19 protein-coding genes, 1 tRNA gene, 1 rRNA gene, 1 other RNA gene and 1 other annotated feature are annotated in these 21,910 nt (G+C 44.0%); of the genes, 21 read left to right on the plus strand and 1 reads right to left on the minus strand.

All coding sequences use genetic code 11. The annotated features are described in order from the left end of the window. Positions 1 to 7 precede the first annotated feature (7 nt). The 13 genes from SATMO3_RS13215 to SATMO3_RS13275 all read left to right on the plus strand — a co-directional run bounded on the left by SATMO3_RS13215 (position 8) and on the right by SATMO3_RS13275 (position 13,488). Complete coding sequence (locus SATMO3_RS13215) at positions 8 to 991, plus strand: branched-chain amino acid ABC transporter permease (RefSeq protein WP_371381252.1); 984 nt, start codon at positions 8 to 10, stop codon at positions 989 to 991. Continuing rightward, on the plus strand, positions 972 to 1,748 hold the full coding sequence (locus tag SATMO3_RS13220; protein ID WP_371381716.1) for an ABC transporter ATP-binding protein: 777 nt from the start codon (positions 972 to 974) through the stop codon (positions 1,746 to 1,748). Before SATMO3_RS13215 ends, SATMO3_RS13220 begins: the two co-directional genes overlap by 20 nt. After that, entirely contained in the window at positions 1,736 to 2,440 is a 705-nt protein-coding gene (locus tag SATMO3_RS13225; RefSeq protein WP_371381253.1) for an ABC transporter ATP-binding protein, read from the plus strand. Before SATMO3_RS13220 ends, SATMO3_RS13225 begins: the two co-directional genes overlap by 13 nt. Positions 2,441 to 2,467: 27 nt before the next feature. Continuing rightward, entirely contained in the window at positions 2,468 to 2,959 is a 492-nt protein-coding gene (locus SATMO3_RS13230; protein ID WP_371381254.1) for an L-2-amino-thiazoline-4-carboxylic acid hydrolase, read from the plus strand. Between the two features lie 242 nt (positions 2,960 to 3,201). Then, positions 3,202 to 4,893 carry a methyl-accepting chemotaxis protein gene (locus SATMO3_RS13235; RefSeq protein WP_371381255.1) on the plus strand — a complete coding sequence of 564 codons (1,692 nt, stop codon included), beginning with the start codon at positions 3,202 to 3,204 and terminating at the stop codon, positions 4,891 to 4,893. Between the two features lie 65 nt (positions 4,894 to 4,958). After that, the gene (locus tag SATMO3_RS13240) at positions 4,959 to 5,594 is read left to right on the plus strand and encodes an HD-GYP domain-containing protein (protein WP_371381256.1); all 636 of its coding nucleotides are present in this window, start codon (positions 4,959 to 4,961) and stop codon (positions 5,592 to 5,594) included. A 233-nt stretch (positions 5,595 to 5,827) separates the two neighbouring features. Further along, positions 5,828 to 6,250, plus strand: coding sequence for a MarR family winged helix-turn-helix transcriptional regulator (locus tag SATMO3_RS13245; protein WP_371381257.1), 423 nt, complete (start codon positions 5,828 to 5,830; stop codon positions 6,248 to 6,250). Between the two features lie 896 nt (positions 6,251 to 7,146). Next, positions 7,147 to 8,451, plus strand: coding sequence for an MFS transporter (locus SATMO3_RS13250; protein WP_371381258.1), 1,305 nt, complete (start codon positions 7,147 to 7,149; stop codon positions 8,449 to 8,451). 289 nt (positions 8,452 to 8,740) lie between these two features. Continuing rightward, positions 8,741 to 9,502, plus strand: a complete 762-nt coding sequence (locus SATMO3_RS13255; RefSeq protein WP_371381259.1) for an IclR family transcriptional regulator — start codon at positions 8,741 to 8,743, stop codon at positions 9,500 to 9,502. 197 nt (positions 9,503 to 9,699) lie between these two features. After that, positions 9,700 to 10,470, plus strand: a complete 771-nt coding sequence (locus SATMO3_RS13260; protein WP_371381260.1) for a dihydroorotate dehydrogenase electron transfer subunit — start codon at positions 9,700 to 9,702, stop codon at positions 10,468 to 10,470. After that, on the plus strand, positions 10,467 to 11,402 hold the full coding sequence (locus SATMO3_RS13265) for a dihydroorotate dehydrogenase (protein WP_371381261.1): 936 nt from the start codon (positions 10,467 to 10,469) through the stop codon (positions 11,400 to 11,402). The genes SATMO3_RS13260 and SATMO3_RS13265 overlap by 4 nt, the downstream gene beginning before the upstream one ends. Position 11,403: 1 nt before the next feature. Beyond that, a complete protein-coding gene (gene pyrF, locus SATMO3_RS13270; RefSeq protein ID WP_371381262.1) occupies positions 11,404 to 12,135 on the plus strand; it encodes an orotidine-5'-phosphate decarboxylase in 732 nt (243 codons plus the stop codon). Positions 12,136 to 12,195: 60 nt separating this feature from the next. Further along, positions 12,196 to 13,488, plus strand: a complete 1,293-nt coding sequence (locus SATMO3_RS13275; RefSeq protein WP_371381263.1) for a dihydroorotase — start codon at positions 12,196 to 12,198, stop codon at positions 13,486 to 13,488. A 110-nt stretch (positions 13,489 to 13,598) separates the two neighbouring features. Here SATMO3_RS13275 and SATMO3_RS13280 read toward each other — a convergent pair whose 3' ends face one another. Next, positions 13,599 to 14,621: a branched-chain amino acid aminotransferase gene (locus tag SATMO3_RS13280; RefSeq protein ID WP_371381264.1), complete on the minus strand. Its 1,023-nt coding sequence runs from the start codon at positions 14,619 to 14,621 to the stop codon at positions 13,599 to 13,601. 180 nt (positions 14,622 to 14,801) lie between these two features. After that, positions 14,802 to 15,050, minus strand: a binding site (T-box leader). 185 nt (positions 15,051 to 15,235) lie between these two features. Between SATMO3_RS13280 and msrB the strand changes: the two genes are divergently transcribed. The 8 genes from msrB (at position 15,236) to SATMO3_RS13320 (ending at position 21,668) form a co-directional block, all read left to right on the plus strand. Next, the gene (msrB, locus tag SATMO3_RS13285; RefSeq protein ID WP_371381265.1) at positions 15,236 to 15,688 is read left to right on the plus strand and encodes a peptide-methionine (R)-S-oxide reductase MsrB; all 453 of its coding nucleotides are present in this window, start codon (positions 15,236 to 15,238) and stop codon (positions 15,686 to 15,688) included. A 275-nt stretch (positions 15,689 to 15,963) separates the two neighbouring features. After that, positions 15,964 to 16,638 (plus strand): response regulator transcription factor, encoded by a 675-nt coding sequence (locus SATMO3_RS13290; protein WP_371381266.1) that lies wholly within the window; start codon positions 15,964 to 15,966, stop codon positions 16,636 to 16,638. 1 nt (position 16,639) lies between these two features. Continuing rightward, complete coding sequence (locus SATMO3_RS13295) at positions 16,640 to 17,908, plus strand: sensor histidine kinase (protein WP_371381267.1); 1,269 nt, start codon at positions 16,640 to 16,642, stop codon at positions 17,906 to 17,908. Between the two features lie 367 nt (positions 17,909 to 18,275). Further along, positions 18,276 to 18,917, plus strand: coding sequence for a cyclodeaminase/cyclohydrolase family protein (locus SATMO3_RS13300; protein ID WP_371381268.1), 642 nt, complete (start codon positions 18,276 to 18,278; stop codon positions 18,915 to 18,917). 11 nt (positions 18,918 to 18,928) lie between these two features. After that, complete coding sequence (locus tag SATMO3_RS13305; protein ID WP_371381269.1) at positions 18,929 to 19,177, plus strand: hypothetical protein; 249 nt, start codon at positions 18,929 to 18,931, stop codon at positions 19,175 to 19,177. Positions 19,178 to 19,483: 306 nt separating this feature from the next. Next, positions 19,484 to 19,558: transfer RNA gene (locus SATMO3_RS13310), tRNA-Cys, on the plus strand. A gap of 2 nt (positions 19,559 to 19,560) precedes the next feature. Then, positions 19,561 to 19,735, plus strand: a non-coding RNA gene (ssrS, locus tag SATMO3_RS13315) — 6S RNA. Between the two features lie 275 nt (positions 19,736 to 20,010). Further along, a 16S ribosomal RNA gene (locus tag SATMO3_RS13320) occupies positions 20,011 to 21,668 on the plus strand. The last annotated feature ends 242 nt before the right edge of the window (positions 21,669 to 21,910 follow it).

The following is a 21,910-nucleotide window of genomic DNA, read 5'->3' on the forward strand; positions in this document are numbered from 1 at the left end:
GATTTATGTGGACGCAAAAAAAAGTAAACTTTTTGCTTTGGCCCTGATCCTGGTAGCGGCAGCAGTTCCCTTGATAATTAATAATGATTACGTGATCAGGATACTTATTATGTCAGGGGTGTTCAGTATTCTGGCGCTAAGCCTCAATCTGGTAACCGGCTACACAGGACAATTTTGTCTGGGGTGGGCAGGGTTTTACGGTATTGGCGCCTACGCTTCGGCGTTATTGGTTATGAAACTGGATTTTTCATTTTGGCTGGCTATGCCGTTAGCAGGACTTGTGGCTGCTTTTTTTGGGATACTGCTGGGGATACCGACTATGCGGCTTAAGGATATTTATTTAGCTATTGCCACACTTGGCTTTGGTGAAATAATTCGCCTGATTATGCTGAATTGGACCGATTTAACCCGTGGTTCGATGGGGCTGCCGGGAATTCCGTCGCCCAAACTGTTTTCTTATGAGTTTGCAACAAATTTACCATTTTATTATCTTTGCTTATTGCTTGTTGTGCTTACGATAGCCGTGATCAGGCGAATTATCGATTCACGTGTTGGCCGGGCGCTTATTGCCATACGGGAGGATGATCTGGCAGCCAAGGCAATGGGAATAGACGTAACCGGGTACAAAATCCTGGCTTTTGCGGTGGGGGCCTTTTTTGCAGGCATTGCCGGCGCATTTTATGCCCACTACGCATCTTTTATCGACCCGCATACGTTTTCATTTAGCGAATCCATTGCCATTCTGGCGATGGTGGTGCTCGGCGGGATGGGAAGTGTCGCCGGTTCGATCATCGGCGCAGTTACGCTGACAATTGCACCTGAGATACTGCGGGACCTATCCGAATACCGGATGATTATTTTTGGCTTGATTATGATGGTTGTAATGTTGATCCGCCCCCAGGGAATCATGGGGAAAGGCCGGGAAAAAACCAAGGCGCGGGTCCGGATTAAACGACAAGGGGGCGGTCAATCTGGCATTGCTCGAAATTAAAGGCTTAACCAAACAATTCGGCGGGCTGACTGCGATCGACCACCTTGACCTGAGTATTGAGCAAGGACAGATTGTTGGCCTGATTGGTCCGAACGGCGCGGGCAAAACAACTGTGTTCAATATAATTACCGGTGTCTATAAGGTCAGTGCCGGCGAAATAGCCCTGCGGGGTCAAAACATCACCAACCTGCCGCCTCACCGGGTTACGCAGCGCGGCATTACCCGTACCTTTCAAAATATTAGACTGTTCGGGCAAATGACGGTTTTGGACAATGTGCGTATCGGGCGCCACTGCCGCACGAAAACCGGACTTTTCGGCTCCATCTTACGTGGTGATGCCGTAAGGGAGGAAGAAGCGGCGATACAAGAGGATGCAGCCGGATTACTGGCAATGGTTGGTCTTGGTGACAAACAGGCGGAACTGGCATGTAACCTGGCGTATGGGGAACAGCGGCGGTTGGAGATTGCCCGGGCCCTGGCGTCCGAACCTGAACTTTTACTATTGGATGAGCCGGCGGCCGGAATGAATCCCCAGGAGTCCAAGCAACTCATGGAATTGATTAGGCGGCTTAATGAACAAGGGCTCACGATACTGCTGATTGAACATGACATGAAAGTAATTATGGGAATATCTCATAAAGTGGTAGTGCTTGATCACGGGGTAAAGATCGCCGAGGGACTCCCGAGAGAGATTCAGGCTAATGCCAAAGTTATTGAGGCATATCTGGGCAAGGGGGCGGCACTATGCTCAAAGTAGATAACATACACACCTATTATGGCAATATTCACGCCCTCAAAGGGGTATCACTGGAGGTTAACGCCGGTGAAATTGTAACGCTCGTTGGCAGTAACGGCGCCGGTAAAACCACGACAGTGAAAACCATTGCCGGGCTGCTTACGGCTGCTGAAGGAGGTGTATTTTTTAACGGGGAGGATATAACCGAGCTGGCTGCCGATAAAACCGTGCGGAAAGGAATCGCCTTAGTGCCGGAGGGACGTCAGATATTTCCCTTCATGACAGTGCAGGAAAATCTTGATATGGGTGCCTATAGCCGCACAGGAGATGCAGACATTAAGTACTCCTATCAAGAAGTTTTTACTCTGTTTCCCAAACTCTGGGAGCGCCGGAAGCAGCAGGCGGGAACACTGTCCGGCGGCGAACAGCAGATGCTGGCCATGGGACGGGCTCTGATGGCTAAGCCCAAGCTATTGCTGCTTGACGAGCCTTCGCTAGGGCTTGCGCCGATACTGGTAGAGACAATTTTTACGTTAATCCAGGAGATTAACCGTCAGGGGACGTCGGTTCTTCTAATTGAACAAAATGCCCGTATGGCGCTATTGATAGCTCACCGTGGCTATATTCTTGAAACCGGCAAAATCGTGCTCGCTGATCAAGCCGATAAGCTTTTAAACAGTGATGAAGTAAGAAAAGCATATTTAGGTGAATAATTCACAGATGATGAAAGGGGAAAGCACATGGAAAAAAATAATTGCTGTACACAAAATGAGGAAGAATTGACAACTGCCATCCGGCTGGCCATCCAAGATCGTGCTGTGTGGTTCTACTTATTATATAAAGGTATGAAAGAAGCAGGCTGCAATGCCGATGAAGTTGCCGAAAAAGCTATTTTCAAGTTTGGGCAGATGAAAGGCCAAAAAATCGGCACAGCTAGTACACCTAAAGAGTTTTTTGACGGCATCGCCACTAAAAACGCTGCATTGGCCTTTGCGATGGAACCAAGGGAAGTTGAAGCGGAAAAGGGAATATACCGTTTTCACCACTGTGCACTGGTTGAGGCCTGGAAAAAACTCGGCTGTTCACCTGAAGAAGTGAAACATCTCTGCGATCTGGCTTCCTGTGGCGACCAGGGTGTTGTAAGCTGCTTCCCTGAACTTGAGCTTAAGTTTAATAGTTTAATTGCTGCCGGTGATGCGTATTGTGAATTAGAAATAACCAAGAAGAAGTAAGCGGAAATAATATATAAGTGCCTATAAATCCAACGCTGGATTTATAGGCACTTTAATTTTAAAGGTACATGAAGATAGCATACAATGCCTTCATTTAGTGGACAGACAAATCAAGCAGCCAAACGGCCTATGAGAAATTTTGCAGTATAAGCACTATGTAAAAGAATTGCATTGATTTTCCATTAAACTAATGATATAATTAATATTATAAGATAATAATTATTGATTAGAGGGTGAATTTTATGCAGCGTCGTATTCCGATCATATTACAGCTAAGTATAATGTTTGGCAGTATCGTTTTATTTCTAATTGGTGTTTTAGGTTACTCTATGTCAAAGTATACCGATACTACGGAACATTACGATTCGTTAATTAATCAAACCGTGCAGCGAACTTTGGGGTTAAAGGACGCGCAGGACGAGTTTCATACAGGTATTGCGGATTTACGCGGATTTATTGCTTATGTAGACCCGGTTTATGAGAAAAAAGCGAATGAGAGTTTTGAAAAATCCTATAAGCGAGTAAAACAATTTGCCGGCGAAACTCGTTTTGAGGAAATAAAGCTTGAAGCCAATAAACTAATTTACCTCTTTGAGGAGTATGTAACCCTAAAAGACAGGATTATTCAAGCCAAGAAAGTTGATGATCCTCAAGCTTCCAATATCACAACTGAAGCGCGAAAAAAGACCGAAGAGTTGCAAACGCAATTTGCCAAAATCTTTGCCTTGCAGGAGAACATTCTTACTGTTGAAAACCAAAGAATGAAACAGGAAACCGCTTTTACAAAACAAATTGTGTTTGCTGCAAGTGTTGTGATTTTGCTTCTAGTTTTTGGTGCGGTTTACTGGTATAGCCGGAGTATTGCGGCGAGACTGGGAGATCTGAAGCGGCAGATTGAAGTGGTCAGCAACTTAGACTTGACGGCCGAAGAACTTGTTTCCAGGCAAAATGATGAAATAGGGGATTCCGTTTTGGCCCTGGCAAAAATGAAAGCGGCTTTAAAGGAAATAACTTATAAAATGAGTAAAGATGCCGGTGAGCTTGCTGCTTCAAGCGAGGTATTAAGCAGTACGGCAGCAGAACAGCTTCAGGCAACAGAAACCGTCACACAGACTATCACTGATATTGCAACCGGTTCTGCGCAAAATACAAATAGTATAACCGACATCTCGGCTACAGTTGAGGAATTATCAGCTTCCACTGAGGAAATTAGTGCAGCTGCGGCAGAAGTCAATAATAACACACAAAATGCTGTAGCCGAAGCTGCAAAAGGAATGGGATTACTAGAAAGAGTAGTCAACCAGAATAACACAATTGGCCAGTCAATGGAGCAGGTTACATTATTATCTAACGCCCTTGTGCAGGGATCGCAAGATGTACAGGAAATACTTAGTGTAATTGGGAATATTGCAGACCAAACTAATCTACTGGCGCTGAATGCCGCTATTGAGGCTGCGCGGGCGGGAGAGGCCGGCAGAGGTTTTGCGGTGGTAGCCGAAGAAGTCAGGAAACTGGCAGAACAAAGTCGGCGATCTACAAGTCATATAGGTGAAATAGTGAACCATATGACTAATGATATTCACTCTACAGTCGAGTGCATCAAGGCAGCAAATGTTGAGATTGTGGCTGGAAAAAACGTTACAACAGAAACTCAAACTGGTTTTGAACTAATCATTGCGCAGCTAGGAAGCGTAAAATCAGGAATTGAACAAATAAGTTATGCGGTAAACGAAACGGCAAAAGGAATGCAATCCATGGTGGATAATATTCAAAATATCAGTGCTGTCGCCGAGGAAACTTCTGCTAGCACGGAAACTGTATCAGCCGCTGCAGAGCAACAAACAGCCGGTATGAATGAGCTGAAATCCAATGCGCTGGGGCTGGCAAAAATGGCGGAAGATCTTAATAATATTGTTGGCAGGTTTAAAGTGTAACAGTAAATGCCTTCTATGCTTATAATAATAAATGAGGTTAGAATGTGGCCGGGGAGGGGGGCTTTGTGATCAAAACCAGTACTGATTTTTCCTTAATAGAGAGCAAAATGAAGTTTCTTTTTGACGGACTGCATCTGGATAGTTTTCAAACGGCAAAGCATTGCTGCGGAGTAAATCGATTAGTTTTACTTCTCGCGGATAAATTAGATTATCTTCAGCCAGCTGAAGTACTGTTCCTGCACTGGGGAAGTCTTCTGCATGATATTGGCAAAGCGGAGATACAGGCTACCGTACTCAACAAAAAAGCTTCTTTAACAAGTGAGGAATATGCCCAGATAAAATATCACCCCCTATTCGGCTATACCTTAGCCCAGAGCATGGATTTACCTGAGCAGGTATGTGAAATCATTCTTTGTCACCATGAACGTTATGACGGCACTGGCTATCCTTGTCATCTTAAAGGCAAAGAAATACCGTTATTAGCCCGGATATGTTCAGTAGTGGACGCTTTTGAGGCCATGGTCGCGAAGCGTTCCTACCGGACGCCCCTTTCCTGCGAAGCAGCATTCAGGGAATTGGTTAGCAATAAAGGCACTCAATTCGATCCTGATCTTGTAAATAGATTTATGGACTTAAAAGAAGTTATACTGGAAAATCAGGGCTATCTGGTTGGCACCTGTTCAACTTGTGAAATAGAGTAGTGAGATGTATGGGGTCGGTTAGGAAAGCAATCGTTTCCTTGGCCGGTTCAGCTTTTATGTTCATCCGGCGACTTAGCTTCAGATGAGGTTAAACCCCACCTGAAGCTAAGTCACTTTATCGGAAGAGAAGAACTTTTGAGGATTTGGCTTGACTTTTAAACACTGCCAGATTATGCTTAATTTGAATTTACGTATACAAATAATTTGAAATACTAAAAGTAGCGGAGGAAAGTATGCTCCCGATTTTTGACAGTATCTGTATTCTGCTTGCTAAAGCGGAACAAAAACATAATCAGTTTGCCAAAGAAATATTTAGCCAAAAAATTGGCATTACTCCTGTACAGATGATGGTTCTTTACACACTCTATAAAGGTGACGGTATCAGTCTTTCTGAGCTGGGAAAGCGGTGTTATTTAGACAGTTCTACACTTACTGGCCTTATTGACCGCATGGAAAGTGCAAAATTAGTATATAGGGCGGATTCACCGGAAGACCGTCGCGCATACCATATTTTCTTGACTGAGAAAGCGATTGACTTGAAGGCTTCTGTGATGGAGGTCTTGAATATAGTCCGAAATGAAATGCTCAAAGAGTGTACTGAAGAAGAAATAACCGTGTTTGAGAAGGTGTTGCTAAAAATATACCGGACTTTATAAGCCGGTAACCGACAAGGATGTATTTTAAAAAAAGGTATTGAAAATATTTTTAAAATATATTATTCTGGTATTAGAAATTACGCATGCAAAATATATTACTGATAGTAAAGCCGATAAGTATTTTTTATATAATTTTATTACGTACACTTAATATCCGAGAAAGGTATATTTTGCAAAAATAGCGATAGGAGTGTGAAATCATGAAGAGCAAAGTTTAAACATATACTACGTATACGTAATATGTGAATACAAACAATAGAATTGAGGTGAATTTTATGATTACAACTTTACTTGGGTTAGTATCTTCCGACTTTGCAATGCTAATAGCAGCTGATGACTACATTAAGCGTCTCGCCAATGTTAATATCTTGTTTTACTAAATACGCTGTGGACGATATTTGAGGTATATTCGCTTGAGAATCGAGAAATTACAATCCTTAGGCCATGCTCTGGAGGCGGCCCTCACTAGCCAGATACTCAGTCAAAATAAAGATAATTTAGTGGGGGTTAGTCTATCCAGCGATAGCCGGCAAAAAAGAGCTTTTGCCGGAAGTGCTGCTACTTTACTAGTGCATCTAAAATATGCGAGAAATCAGAGAAAGCGCTTGACTTTATAGGGACAGCAGAGTACAATATGAAATATAATTTTCATAATCAATAAGCAAAGACGCTTCAGCAGTTTATAAAAACGGCGCGAAGTGTCTTTTTTTATTTTATCAATAAATCGGAACTTAATCCCGTTCAGCGGAACAATGTAAAAATATAGTTTTATTAGTGTGATGTTGTTAAACAGACAGTTTTGCAATTATGCCTGTCAGAAGTGTAATCTTAGTTGCGATATAGCGCAGGATGAACTTTTGTTATATAGGAAATTAAGTAGTATGAGGAGGAGAAAAATGGAAACAAATCAACAAAATCTTTTTTCTGGCGAGGACGAAGCAACCTGGAAACGGCGATGGAAAATGATGTACGCTTCGGTAGCGGGATATGCTATGGATGGGCTGGATATGCTGATCCTGTCCTTTGTTATGACTGCCATCATTAAAGAATTCGGTTTGTCGTTTGTGGATGCAGGCTGGATTGCTACTTATACCCTGATTGGCGCCGTTATAGGCGGATATTTGTTTGGCATTATGGCTGATTATGTGGGACGTGTAAAAGTTTTTTCCCTGACAATTCTTTTGTTCTCTGTTTTTACCGGGCTGTGCGCGTTTGCCAATTCGGTAACAGAACTGAATATTTACCGCTTCTTGTCAGGCCTTGGACTTGGCGGGGAGTTTGGCATCGGCATGACGCTGGTTGCAGAAACCTGGCCTGCGGCTAAAAGAGCGCGGGCGACAGCTGGGGTTGCTATTGGCTGGCAGTTAGGCGCTGTTTTAGCTGCAGTGCTTTCCGCGCTAGTTGTTCCGCAGTTTGGTTGGAGAGGGCTGTTTGCAATTGGAGTATTGCCTGCTTTGTTTGCTGCTTGGTCGCGTCGTGGTATTCCTGAACCAGATATTTGGATGAATCGCAAACTGTTAAAAGAGTCTATTAAGAAAAAAATGGCCAACGGGGAAGTATTGACAGAAACGGAAAAAGAAGTTTGGAGTCAGGCGAATAAATTTCCTCTTATGCAATTATTTGCTGGTTCGCGTAAAACTGTAACTACCTTTGCCCTCACAGTTATGACCAGTGTGCAGAATTTCGGCTATTATGGCATTATGATCTGGCTGCCGACCATTTTGATGCAGAAGCATAATCTCACTCTCAACAAGACTACTACCTGGATGGTTGCCACCGTAATCGGTATGGTCATTGGTATTTACCTGTTCGGGCAGTTTGCTGACAAAGTGGGCAGAAAGCCGGCTTACATAACCTTTTATATATGTTCGGCGGCAGCTGTGTGGATATATTCTTTACTCAATGATCCGATCTCGTTGCTGATTGGCGGCGCAGTTCTCGGCTTTTTCTGCAATGGTATGATGGCGGGTTATGGCGCTTTATTATCTGAACATTATACTACCGATGCACGTTCCACGGCGCAAAACTTCATCTTTAATTCCGGTCGGGCGGTAGGTGGCTTTGCTCCTGTGGTGATTGGCATGTTGGCCGCAAAATATACACTAAACGGTGCTTTGGTTGTACTAGCCTTTGTATATTTGCTGGCAGCGGTCAACGTTTTTTTCCTCGTTCAGGAAACAAAAGATGTGAAACTGGATTAGGTAAGATATACTTGCTATAATTAGAATATTAAATAGATAAATGCAGAAGGAATACGTTGAAAGAGGTCTCAGTTGTAATTTTGAGAGACCTCTTTTGGTACTTACTATATTTCAGATTAAAGAATTTGCCGACACCGGCGGATGGTGTATGCCAACGACCAACCACAGGCGCTTAACCTTTGCGTTTACCAACGAACCACTCGCCTGTCAAACTTTCAATGTATAATGGATTAGCGGAAAAGGGATTGGTCCATATCGGCAGAAATACGCTTTGCAGGAGGATTATTGATTGGAATGGTTGGATAGATTTGTTTCGGTTATGGATATTGTCAGCAATGTCAGCCTGGATGGAATCAGCATGACGGAAATACAACAGGAGACCGGGCTGGCTAAATCCACTTTGCACCGTATGTTAACCGACATGGTAGATCAGGGATTGCTTTCACAGATACCGGCCAATAAACGCTATCGCATAGGTCCAAGGCCTATGGTATGGGGAAGTAAATATTTAGAAGGACAGGATCCGGCCCGGTTGTTGGCGCGCTTTTGTGATGTACTGTCGGAACGTACAGGATTATATGTCTTTTTATGCCGCTATGACAATGGTGAAATCTACTGTATATATACCCGTAGGCCAAGTACCCAGCGAGCTAAGTATTTTGTACATATCGGGCAAAAAATGCCGCTTCACTGTTCGGCAGCGGCAAAAGTGATTTTAGCTTTTCAAAACCCCGGAGAAATTCAATATTTATTATCACAACATAAGTATCAGGCTTTTACTGAAGACACGAAATGTGAGAAAGAAGAGGTTATAAAAGAACTGGAACAAGTGAGAAAAGCAGGAATTGCTTTTTGCAGAAACGAAATGGAACCCAATGTAACGACATTTTCTGTACCGGTAAGTTTTTCGGATGAAGAAGTTTTATTTAGTATCAGCATCATTGGTGAAACGGTTGATATGGAAAGCCGCGAAATAACATTGCTGCGGGAATTGCTGCGCATAGGACAGGAAGCAAGTAAATTTATGAAAATGTCGAGAAGTCTTATTTAAGCCAAGCATTATTTTTGCGAAAAAACGATGCTGGACTATATATTTATCAAGTTAAATCGGAACTTAGTTCCGATGGGCGGGAAGATATAAGGTAGATGAACTTCAGGCGGGGGTTTCATCCAGCTGAAGGATAGTCGACGGATAAAATAATTGTGAAAAGCAGTTAGGAAGCATAAAAGTAAAGAGAGGGAATAGGAATGGGTAAAAAATTTTGGCAGGAGACGCAAATCGTCGAAAATATCCCTGTAAATACCGATACCTATTATATGAAGATATATGCGCCTGATATTGCCGCCAACGCCAACCCCGGTCAATTCGTTATGGCGGAGGTCAATATGCTCCAGGCTCCTTTGCTAAATAGGCCTTTGGGAATTGCCGGCGTGGATAAACGGCAAAAAAGCATTACTATTTTTTATCGGGTAGTAGGCAAAGGTACGTATCTGTTAAGCCAGAAAAGAAAAGCGGAATGTATAAGGGTACTTGGTCCATTGGGAAATGGTTTTGAGTTGAAGGCGCAACGTCCTTTGCTAATTGGCGGCGGTATGGGATTAGCGCCATTGCTTTTTGCGGCTCAGGCAACGTGTCCCGTACCTGTAGAAGTCATTGCCGGCGGACGTACGGAAAATGAGCTTTTCTGGAAAAGCTTATTTGAGGAAGTATGCCAGCAGGTTCATATCACAACCGATGACGGTTCTTTAGGAACCAAAGGAACTTGTGTTTCACCGCTGGCCAGTTTGCTTAGCAAGAATAAATTTGATGCAATGTTAGCCTGCGGGCCGATTCCCATGCTGCGGGCGGTTGTGGAATATGCCCAGTCGTACCGGATTCCATGCCAGGTATCACTGGAAGAACATATGGCCTGTGGATTTGGCGCCTGTCTGACGTGTACCTGTGAAAAGCAAGACGGCGGCTACTTTCAGGTATGCAAACAGGGACCGGTATTTAGGGCCGGGGAGGTGAAGTTATGAACCATGCTGCGAAAACCGAAATGTTAGCGGTAAACCTTGCCGGAATTCAAATGAGAACGCCTATAATCGGCGCCTCGGGAACTTTTGGCAATGGCGAGGAATATGACGACTTTGTTGACTGGGATTATGTTGGCGGTATCAGTGTAAAAGGGCTTACGGTCGAACCACGCAATGGCAATCATGGACGTCGGATTGCCGAAACTCCGGCTGGTATCATGAATTGTGTTGGTCTGCAAAACCCAGGTATAGAAGTGTTTGTGAATGAAATACTGCCAAGAATACGCGTATATAAGACACCGATCATTGTTAACATCAATGGCAATACTGTGGAAGATTATATAAAAATTACGGAAATGCTGGCAGGGGCAGAAGTGGCTGGCATTGAGGTCAACATATCGTGTCCGAATACCAAGCATGGCTGTATGGCTTTTGGGGTGAATCCCGGCTCTGCCGCACTGGTGACCAGGGAAGTCAGAAAACGCGCCAAAGTTCCTGTGATCGTTAAACTATCACCCAATGTTACCGACATTGCCGAAATCGCTCAGGCAGTGGAAGCAGCGGGTGCTGATGCGGTGTCATTGATTAATACTTTACTTGGAATGGCAATTGATACGAAAACCTGGAAACCTGTTTTGGGCAACCTTACCGGCGGTCTTTCCGGACCAGCAATAAAGCCGGTTGCTGTCAGAATGGTGTGGCAGGTTGCCCAGGCCGTAAAAATACCGGTCATTGGTTTAGGCGGGATTAGCAGCGCCTTGGATGCGATTGAGTTCTTTCTGGCAGGCGCCAGTGCCGTTCAGGTCGGGACGGCAAACTTCGTTAATCCGAAGATAATGAATGAAATTGCCTGTGGACTGTGCAGTTATCTGGAGGAACACGACCTTCAACATTACAGCCAGTTAGTTGGCAAAATTAACGTAGGAGGAAACTGAAGTGAAAAAAGTGAACGAGCATTTGATTGTAGCCTTAGATGGTATGAACAGCAAACAGGCGCTTGCGATTGTGGACGAACTGGGTGATGCGGTTCAATATTATAAAGTAGGCATGGATTTATTCTATAAAATGGATAATGGCGAATTGTTAGCATTTGTAGAAAAAGGAAAGCGTTTGTTTATTGATTTAAAACTTCATGATATTCCCTCTATGGTGCAAAGCTCTATAAAATCATTATGCCAGTTTCAACCGGAGTTTCTTAGTGTTCATGCCAGCGGTGGCTTAAAAATGCTCAAAGCAGCCGTAAAAGGTGCTGAAGAGTGGGCGCGGGAAAATCATACAGCCAGACCAAAAATTATAGCAATTACCGTTTTGACGAGTCTGTCTGAGCAGGATTGGGCAGACGTGGGCGCGGAAAATTCGATTCGTGAAGCGGTTTTGCGGATGTCGCTAGTGTGCAAAGAAGCCGGTGTAGATGGGGTTATAGCTTCACCGCAGGAGAGCAGTTCCATAAGAGCTTTATGTGGTCCGGACTTTATAATTGCTACACCGGGAATCCGTCTGATGCCTGACCCGAACAGTGATCAGGCCAGGACCGCAACACCGGTACAGGCTCTTTCCGGCGGGACGGATTATATTGTTGTTGGCAGACCTATTTTGCATGCTGCTTCACACGGTGAGGTCGTTAAAGCGATTCTGGAGAATATCTCCCAATTTATACAAAAAGGGTAATTCGGCTAGATACTGTAATTAGGCAGAAAAGCCAGAAATTTGATGTTGGAGGCAGCAGCAATGCTTAATGACAGATTAGGCAACCCAGCCAGGAGAATTGTATTAAAAAACGGACGCATTATTGATCCGGCGCGTTCTTTTGATCAGATAGCCGATATTCTGCTGGCCGAAGGAAAAATTTTAAGGATTGAAGAAACTATAGCGGCTGATGCGGCCGAAGTATATGATTGTTCAGGTTTGTGGATTACTCCCGGTTTGATTGATGTTCATTGCCATCTGCGGGAACCTGGCTATGAAAATAAGGAAACCATTCTTAGCGGCACGCAAGCGGCTGCGCACGGCGGATTTACTACCCTTGTATCCATGGCCAATGTTAACCCTGTGCCGCATAATGTAGACGTCTATGAACAAATACAGCAAAAAATACGTGAAACAGCGGTGGTTCGCGTATTCCAAGCCGCCAGCGTCACTCGTGACCTGCAGGGGAAAGAATTAACCGATATGGCTTCTTTGGCCGCCTTGGGGGTTAAAGTATTTTCGGACGACGGATTTTATATAGAGCGGGCTTCCGTTCTTTATAAAGCGCTAAAATTGGCAAAGAAACTGAATGTAATTGTATCGTTGCATGAAGAGGATGCTTCCCTCAAAGCGTATTGGCCGACAGCTTATCATCCGGTAAATGAATCGGCCGCCATAAGCCGGGATTTGGAAGTTTTACGTTATTGCGGCGGCAGAATGCACATCCAGCATGTCAGTACGGCGCGTAGTGTGGAATTAATTCGCCAGGCAAAAGCAGAAGGTTTGGAAGTAACGGCGGAAGTATGCCCGCACCATCTGATTCTTACATTAGATACAGTTCCCTGGAAAGGAACCTATGCCAAGATGGCGCCGCCGCTCCGGATGCCAGAGGATGTCGAGGCATTAATTCAAGGATTAGATGATGGAACCATTGATTTTATTGCTACTGATCATGCGCCCCACACGGAAGAGGATAAAAATAAGGCCTTTGACTTAGCCGCCAATGGGATTATCGGCCTGGAGACCGCCATGCCAATACTGTTGACCAAATTGGTATATGAAAGAGGCTATACACCTGCATGGTTGTTTGAACGGATGAGTTCTAAGCCGGCCCAAATTTTCCGACTGCCAGGCGGCAGTATTCTCGAAGGCATGCCAGGTGATCTTTGTATTATTGACCCGGAATGCAAATGGGAAATTAATGATAACGATTTTGTGTCAAAAGGGCACAATTCTCCTTTTATCGGAATGGAAGTCAAAGGAAAGGTGGCCGGTACTTTGGTGAACGGGAATTTAGTTTATGAGGGCGCTATGCCGGCACGCCGTATACAATGAAACGGTCGTGAAAGAAGCTGTTTAATGTCCCCTTTCGATTCTTGCAGCAGACTGCTAAAATTAGCATGCAATAAGAACTGAAAGGGGACATTTTTATGAGCAGTACCGTATTAGACTTTAACAATCCAACCGTCTGGGGCTTCTAAATCACCGAATTGAATTCCGCAAAGAGTGTTGTACAGTTTAGTGGTATTTGGGCCAACTTCTGTTTCGCTATGGAAGACATGGAGTTTATCCTGATAGTGAATACCGCCGATTGGTGTAATAACAGCCGCAGTTCCGCAAGCTCCCGCCTCTTTGAACTCTTGAAGATTATCAATCAAGACGTCCCTCTCGGCCACTTTTAAACCTAAATAGTTTTCCGCCAGATAGAGAAGAGAGTATTTGGTTATGCTTGGCAAAATCGAGGGGGATTTTGGCGTGATAAACTCATCGTCCCAGGTAATGCCAAAGAAATTGGCTGAACCGACTTCTTCGATTTTGGTATGAGTCAGGGGATCGAGGTAGATACAGTCACCAAACCCGCTTTTTTTCGCTAATTTATAGGAATACAGGCTTGCTGCATAATTGCCGCCTACTTTGGATGCGCCTGTGCCGTAAGGAGCCGCCCGGTCAAAGTCGGAAACAATAAAATTGACAGGTGTCATACCGCCCTTGAAATAGGGACCGACAGGCATGCAGAAAACAGAGAATAAATATTCCGGGGCTGGTCCGACACCAATATTATCGCCGACGCCAATTAGTAACGGCCTGATATAGAGTGTGGCTCCAGTACCATAGGGAGGAACATAGGCTTCATTGGCTCGTACCACTTGTAATACGGCTTCCACAAATTTATCTTCGGGAACTTCAGGCATCAGCAGACGATGAGCGCCACGGTTTAACCGCCTGGCATTTTCAAAAGGGCGGAAAAGTTGAATATCTCCGTTCTTAGTTCTGTAGGCTTTTAATCCTTCGAAGCATTGCTGTCCGTAGTGTAAAGCGGTAGATGCCTCGCTGATTGACAGTTTATTGTCAGTAACTAACTGGCCATCATCCCACTGGCCATCTTTCCAGGTGGAAATATAGCGAAAGTCTGTTTTTATATAGCTAAACCCTAAATTTGCCCAATCTATATCTAGTACTTTACTCATCACTATGTACCCTCTTTCTAAATAATTTATTTAAGTTAGTCAATCTCCGCGGGAATTACTCGAAGCCTCACCTTAAACCGTGAAATTCTGCAAAGTAGATCAAACCATACTTTTCAAGTACTCATCACTATATACCTCCTGTAAAAATAAAAAAACTCTTGTCCTTCAAGTCTAATGACTTAAAGGGGCAAGAGATATTCTCGCGGTACCACCCTTTTTACAGATATGATTATCTGCATCTCTCATCAGGTCAAACAACCTTAGCAGAATAACGACTGCACTCCTTGCGGAGCAGAGACCGGCGCAGCTTACTTTGCAGTTCAGCCTTGCAGTTCAGGAGCGACGTTTGCATTCCCACCGTACCGGTTCACACCAACCACCGGTTCTCTGAAACGGCATAGAGTACAAGTTCTCCCTCATCACTTTTACCATATTGAGTTAAAGTGTAACTTTGCTTATTTAAATATACGCTTATAGTTGGTATCTGTCAATGAAAAAGATAATTTTTCATGCAAATGTCTTGTAGATGTGTACTGAGCAAATGTATATGTTTCCGAAGCAGGTAAAAATTATATCTGTAAAAACATCATTAAAATTTCGAAGAGAGGGATTGTATGAGCAGGAAAGATGTTGATTTTAATCTGAATGAGCCGTTAAAAAAGCGACTGAATTCACTTCAATTTGCTGTAACTCAGGAAAATGCGACAGAACCGCCGTTTCGGAATGAATACTGGGACAATAAGCGTGAAGGTATTTATGTCGATATCGTATCAGGCGAGCCGTTATTTAGTTCATTGGACAAATTTGATTCCGGCTGTGGTTGGCCGAGTTTTACGAAACCGGTGACTGCAGAGAAGATACGGGAAGAAAAAGATAAAAGCCATGGTATGATCCGTACAGAAGTGCGTAGCAAAAAAGCAGACTCACATTTGGGACATGTTTTTACTGATGGGCCAAAACCAGGCGGTTTACGATATTGCATTAACTCTGCCGCGTTGCGGTTTATTCCCAGAGAAGAAATGGAGAAAGAAGGTTATGGGGAGTTGCTGACATTATTTGAAAAGTAAAATTACTTATCTAAATTACTCCTGGTACTTTGGCGAACTTCAAAGTACCAGGAGTTTGGGGTGATTTTAGCTTTATGATTTTAAAGACTTTGGCCGCCGGTTTTTTTTATCCTGGGAAAAAAACGGATAATAGCCGTGCAGAGGCCAACACCGGGGGAATTTCTGCGTAACTTGTTCAGCGCGTTGTGATCCCTGTTTTTTTGCAGTAGGAGTGAACATGTCTCTGTAGTTGCAGGAGCATACTAGGGGTAGAACAATCGCGGAAGGAGTTAGAAATGCGAATACTTGTTATTGAAGATGACAATATTCTGAGAGAAGCAACGGTGGAAATTCTGACCGGAGAAGATTATATAGTGGAGCAGGCGGCAACTGGTGATGAAGGGCTGTATTTAGCAGAACAAGGAATACATGACTTAATTGTGCTAGATATTATGCTGCCGGGGCTTAGCGGTTTAGAGATCGTTAAAACTCTGCGTAATAACGGCTGTGCTATTTCCATACTTCTTCTGACCGCAAAGGATAGTGTAGATGATCGTGTGATTGGCCTGGAGTCCGGCGCGGATGACTACCTGGTAAAACCGTTCGCTATGCGGGAATTGTTGGCCCGAATCAAAGCTCTTATACGGCGCAAAGGCAATCTAATTATAGAGGATCAGCTGAATTACGGTAAAATAACCTTAAATAACAAATTTAAGGATGGTTTCGTAGACGCGGAACCACTCGGATTAACTAATAAAGAGTATGAAATCCTGGAATTTTTAATGCTAAATACCGAACAAATAGTAACGCGAGATCAGCTTTTTGACCGGATTTGGGGATTGGATTCGGAAACTTCAATTAGTGTTGTTGATATATACATACACCATCTGCGAAAAAAACTGGTTGTTTATGGTTTAGACACACTGATTCAGACCGTTCGCGGTGTTGGTTTTATGCTGAAGGAGAGTTAGCATGTTTCAACGTACGCTGACTCAATTGACTGTTATAAATTCATTTGTTTTCTTCGTTATATATTTTTTATTTACCTCAATACTTTATGGATATCTTTCTCACCGCCTATACGACAGAATAGACGAAGCCATGCTCTTGCATGCAAGTGAATTTAGACTGGTCAATGGGCGTGTTGTTCCATTAGAGCGTCCGATTTTTGATCCGCGAATTTTTGTATTAATCCGCAGCACAGACGGACGAACGCTAAATCCTATTCCTTTTCGTGAAGATGAGTTGAAAAATATTGACGAGATTTCTTCCGCGATTGAAATTGGAGAGTTGACAACCAAAGAATATGAAGGCCATATCTATAGACTAATGAGATGGCCTTATACAAAACCGGAAAATATTTACGATAATGCTACCAATTTCCTGATTGAATCTGTCATTATAATAAGTATTGTAGATTCGGAAGTACAATTGCTCAATAACTGCTTATGGCTTATTGTCGGTGGCGGCGTTATAAGTGTATTCGGTATTATATTAGCCGGGTTTCTTCTTGCCAAACGGGCCATGGTTCCCATCCAGGAAGCATGGGAAAAACAGCAACAATTCGTTTCAGACGTATCCCATGAATTGCGTTCGCCCTTAACAGGGATATACAGCAATGCCGAGCTAATGCTGCGATATCCGGATAAGAGTATCCGGGAAGAATGTCATAGGATTAATACTATCATGAAAGAATCAAAACGAATGACCAAGCTAATAGCCAGTCTACTCACCTTGGCTAGGTCCGATTCCGGCAAGTCTGACCTAAACCTTGGTGTGATTAACCTAAGTGCTGTTATTAATGAGGTAATCAGTCATTTTGAGGTATTTAAAGAACTAAATCATATTGGTTTAACAGCTAATATTGAACCCAATGTAGAAGTTGCAGGCGACAAGGATAGATTACATCAATTGATGGTAATTCTGCTTGATAATGCTTTTAAGTTCACACCTGCAGGCGGACAGGTCACTGTTGGCTGTTATATAGCCAACCGGAACGCCATAATAAGTGTGCGAGATACAGGAATTGGGATAGTCCCTGAGAATATTCCGCGCATATTTGACCGCTTTTTTCGTGGAGATAAGTCCCGGTCAAGAAATTCCGGCGGAGCAGGTTTAGGTTTGGCTATAGCTAAATGGATCGTAGAGAAGCACGGCGGGAAGATTGATGTAAAGAGTGCAGCAGGAAAAGGAACGAAATTTATAATATCGCTCCCAATGTTAAAAAAATCTTTTTCATAGGCACTCAAGATACTTCCACAGCTTCTTCAGCTATCGTAAAAGATGTGCCTGCCGGCACCCGCTTAATGTAATCGACAAAAACAAAACAATAACTCCCCAAAACTGGTGAATGGATTATTTAATCAGTAGAAAGAATCTAAATAATAGATTCGAACTACAAAGGCAACTCCGACAGCAAGTTCTAGGGGTTGCCTTTATAGCAGGCGTATCAGATATGGAATGAAAAGGCGCGAAAATATACTTCGATTTAAGAAAAAAATTCCTGATGTTGGCAGTTATGTAAAACATATCATGTGAATTAGAAGGATTTAATGCTACAGGTAAAGAAAAGATTTCTTGATATCAACATTAATTAGGAGTGAGCGCTATGTTAATTCATAAAAGCATAACCGACTTTGTCGATGATCTTGCTTCAGACTCGCCTATGCCAGGAGGCGGAGGTGTGGCTGCCTTAGCAGGTACGTTGGGAGCCGCATTAGGTTTAATGGTTTGCAGCCTGACGGAGGGGAAAGAGAAGTTTAGAGATGCGCAAGAATCTATTGCCAAACTTAAACAGGAAGGTACAAGATTAAAAGCAGAACTGTTGCAAGGGATAGATGGTGATGGACACTCTTACTTAGGAATTGTTAATGCTTATAAACTTCCTAAGCGCAATGAAACTGAAATCCAGGCCAGGAGCAAAGCTATTCAAGAAGCAACCAAGGAAGCTGCACGTTTTTCACTCTCTGTTGGACAGAAATGCCTTCAAGTAATGAACTTTGCGATTGATATTGTTCGATATGGTAACCCGAATGCAGCCAGTGAATCCCTAGCCTGCGGACTACTAGCTTATGCAGGCGTATATTCGGCATTGGCAACAGTTGAAATTAATCTTGCTGCTATTCACGATAAACTTTTTGTCAAAGATTTTCTGGCAATAAGCAATCACATAAAAGCACAGGCGGAAGAACTTAAAGAGAACATTACTTTGGACGCAGGAAAGCGAATTGTAATAAACGAGAACTTTTAAGGGAGGCTGTGATGAAGCTCTTTATATGGAATCACGACCGTACCTATCATAGCTGGAGTATGATAGACGAACCCTGTTTACATACCTCCATGTATGGCAAGGCAACCGCCATTGTACTGGCTGAAACAGAGGAACAGGCTATCACTCTGTTGGCGGAAAAAAACGAAGGCTGGCGGCCGGAAGATCTTCGACGTTTAAGTCCCTATATCATAGAGTTGGATAATTCTTCGGTTATTTATAGTCAATTGCAGTTTCTGTAGTGCTGTAAAGGTTCCGAGACTGTTTGCCTGGGGTTTTGCCTTCTGCATTGTTTATCAATACTGGAATTCTATAGTCTGAGTAACTCCTGAAGGAAAATTTAGTTGCTAAATTCAACTGATAAAATGTTGTTGCTGTTGACAAGAATTAAAACAGTTGATATAGTATTGATCCGGGAACGCCAGAGTGGCGTAACTGGTAGACGTAGCAAACTTAAAATCCGCCGGGTTCTCATAATAGATTTTTCTTCTAAAAAGAACAGTTGACATAAGAAGAACAATCTGATATAGTAATAACTCTGAAATGACGGCGATATAGCCAAGTGGCAAGGCTAAGGTCCGCAAGACCTTGATCCCCTAGTTCGAATCTGGGTGTCGCCTCCATACATAGCCTGGAATGGATGTTATCTTTAGATATGTCCAACCTACTTTGAATAATAGGGAATCTAATGATATGCAGCTGTCGAGCCATCAAAGAGTGGAGGACAAAAACATATCTAAGGATGCCCACCTGCTAGGTGCAGGTTTGGACATACAAAGAGACGACATTTTGGGCTATGAAAATAATCAATCAGACACAGTTGACATAAAGGAAACAATGTGATAATCTATAAAAGTCGCTGTGTACGGCGGAAATAATTGGCACGAATAATTGTGTTGACATAACAAAGGGTTCGTGTTAAGATATTATTCCGTCACAAAATGAGTGATGCGGTTCCCTGAAAACTGAACAATGTAAGTAATGCATCATATGCCAGATGTGCGGTGCTCATTTGAGCACATTAAATATTTCTTTAAATTTTATGAGCCATCAGATGGCTTCAATAAATAAAACTTTATTGGAGAGTTTGATCCTGGCTCAGGACGAACGCTGGCGGCGTGCCTAACACATGCAAGTCGAACGGTCTGCTGTTCAACACCGAGGGTTTTGGTGATGTGAACTCCGACAGCGTCAAGCGCGAACGATAGAGAGCGCTTCACGCAAATAAAAAGTGCCAACACCTGAGTTTTCGGTGTTGAATAGCAGATAGTGGCGAACGGGTGAGTAACGCGTAGACAACCTGCCTCTAAACTGGGGACAACACCGCGAAAGTGGTGCTAATACCGAATGTGGTAACTTGGTTGCATGACTGAGTTAAGAAAGGTGGCCTCTATATATAAGCTACCGTTTAGAGATGGGTCTGCGTCTGATTAGCTAGTTGGTGAGGTAATGGCTCACCAAGGCGACGATCAGTAGCCGGTCTGAGAGGATGAACGGCCACACTGGGACTGAGACACGGCCCAGACTCCTACGGGAGGCAGCAGTGGGGAATCTTCCGCAATGGACGAAAGTCTGACGGAGCAACGCCGCGTGAGTGAAGAAGGTTTTCGGATCGTAAAGCTCTGTCGTTTGGGACGAACGTATCTTGTGTAAATAATGCAAGGTAATGACGGTACCAAAGGAGGAAGCCACGGCTAACTACGTGCCAGCAGCCGCGGTAATACGTAGGTGGCAAGCGTTGTCCGGAATTATTGGGCGTAAAGGGCGTGTAGGTGGATCTTTAAGTCTTGTGTCTAAGTGCGGAGCTCAACTCCGTATGGGCGCAGGAAACTGGGGATCTTGAGTGCAGGAGAGGAAAGTGGAATTCCCAGTGTAGCGGTGAAATGCGTAGATATTGGGAGGAACACCAGTGGCGAAGGCGACTTTCTGGACTGTGTCTGACACTGAGGCGCGAAAGCCAGGGGAGCGAACGGGATTAGATACCCCGGTAGTCCTGGCCGTAAACGATGGGTACTAGGTGTAGGAGGTATCGACCCCTCCTGTGCCGGAGTTAACGCAATAAGTACCCCGCCTGGGGAGTACGGCCGCAAGGTTGAAACTCAAAGGAATTGACGGGGGCCCGCACAAGCGGTGGAGTATGTGGTTTAATTCGACGCAACGCGAAGAACCTTACCAGGGCTTGACATTGAGTGAAAAACTAAGAGATTAGTTCCTCCCTTCGGGGACACGAAAACAGGTGGTGCATGGCTGTCGTCAGCTCGTGTCGTGAGATGTTGGGTTAAGTCCCGCAACGAGCGCAACCCTTATCCTTTGTTGCCAGCACGTTATGGTGGGAACTCAAGGGAGACTGCCGCAGACAATGCGGAGGAAGGCGGGGATGACGTCAAGTCATCATGCCCCTTATGTCCTGGGCTACACACGTACTACAATGGGCTTAAACAAAGCGAAGCAAGCCTGCGAAGGTAAGCGAAACGCATAAACAAGCTCTCAGTTCGGATCGGAGGCTGCAACTCGCCTCCGTGAAGTCGGAATCGCTAGTAATCGCAGGTCAGCATACTGCGGTGAATACGTTCCCGGGCCTTGTACACACCGCCCGTCACACCACGAAAGTTGGAAACACCCGAAGCCGGTGGGGTAACCGCAAGGAGCCAGCCGTCTAAGGTGGGGCCGATGATTGGGGTGAAGTCGTAACAAGGTAGCCGTATCGGAAGGTGCGGCTGGATCACCTCCTTTCTAGGGAGAACCGTTCGGGGTAACACCTGAACTACTTCCAAGGTCGGCGATGCCATCGAGGGAGTCTACAGGCTGTAGATTTCTGATAGACCGTCGTAAACAAGTCTATCTTAATTCGATGTGCGAACATCAGGCAGATACATGATCTTACATTGTTTGGTTTTGAGGGAATGCTAGTTGACGGAAGTTACTTGCTGAAATAAGCAAGTAGTTCTGATAACATAGATATTCCTGATGTTCCT

This window comes from Sporomusa aerivorans, assembly GCF_041428895.1.
GTDB lineage: Bacteria > Bacillota > Negativicutes > Sporomusales > Sporomusaceae > Sporomusa > Sporomusa aerivorans.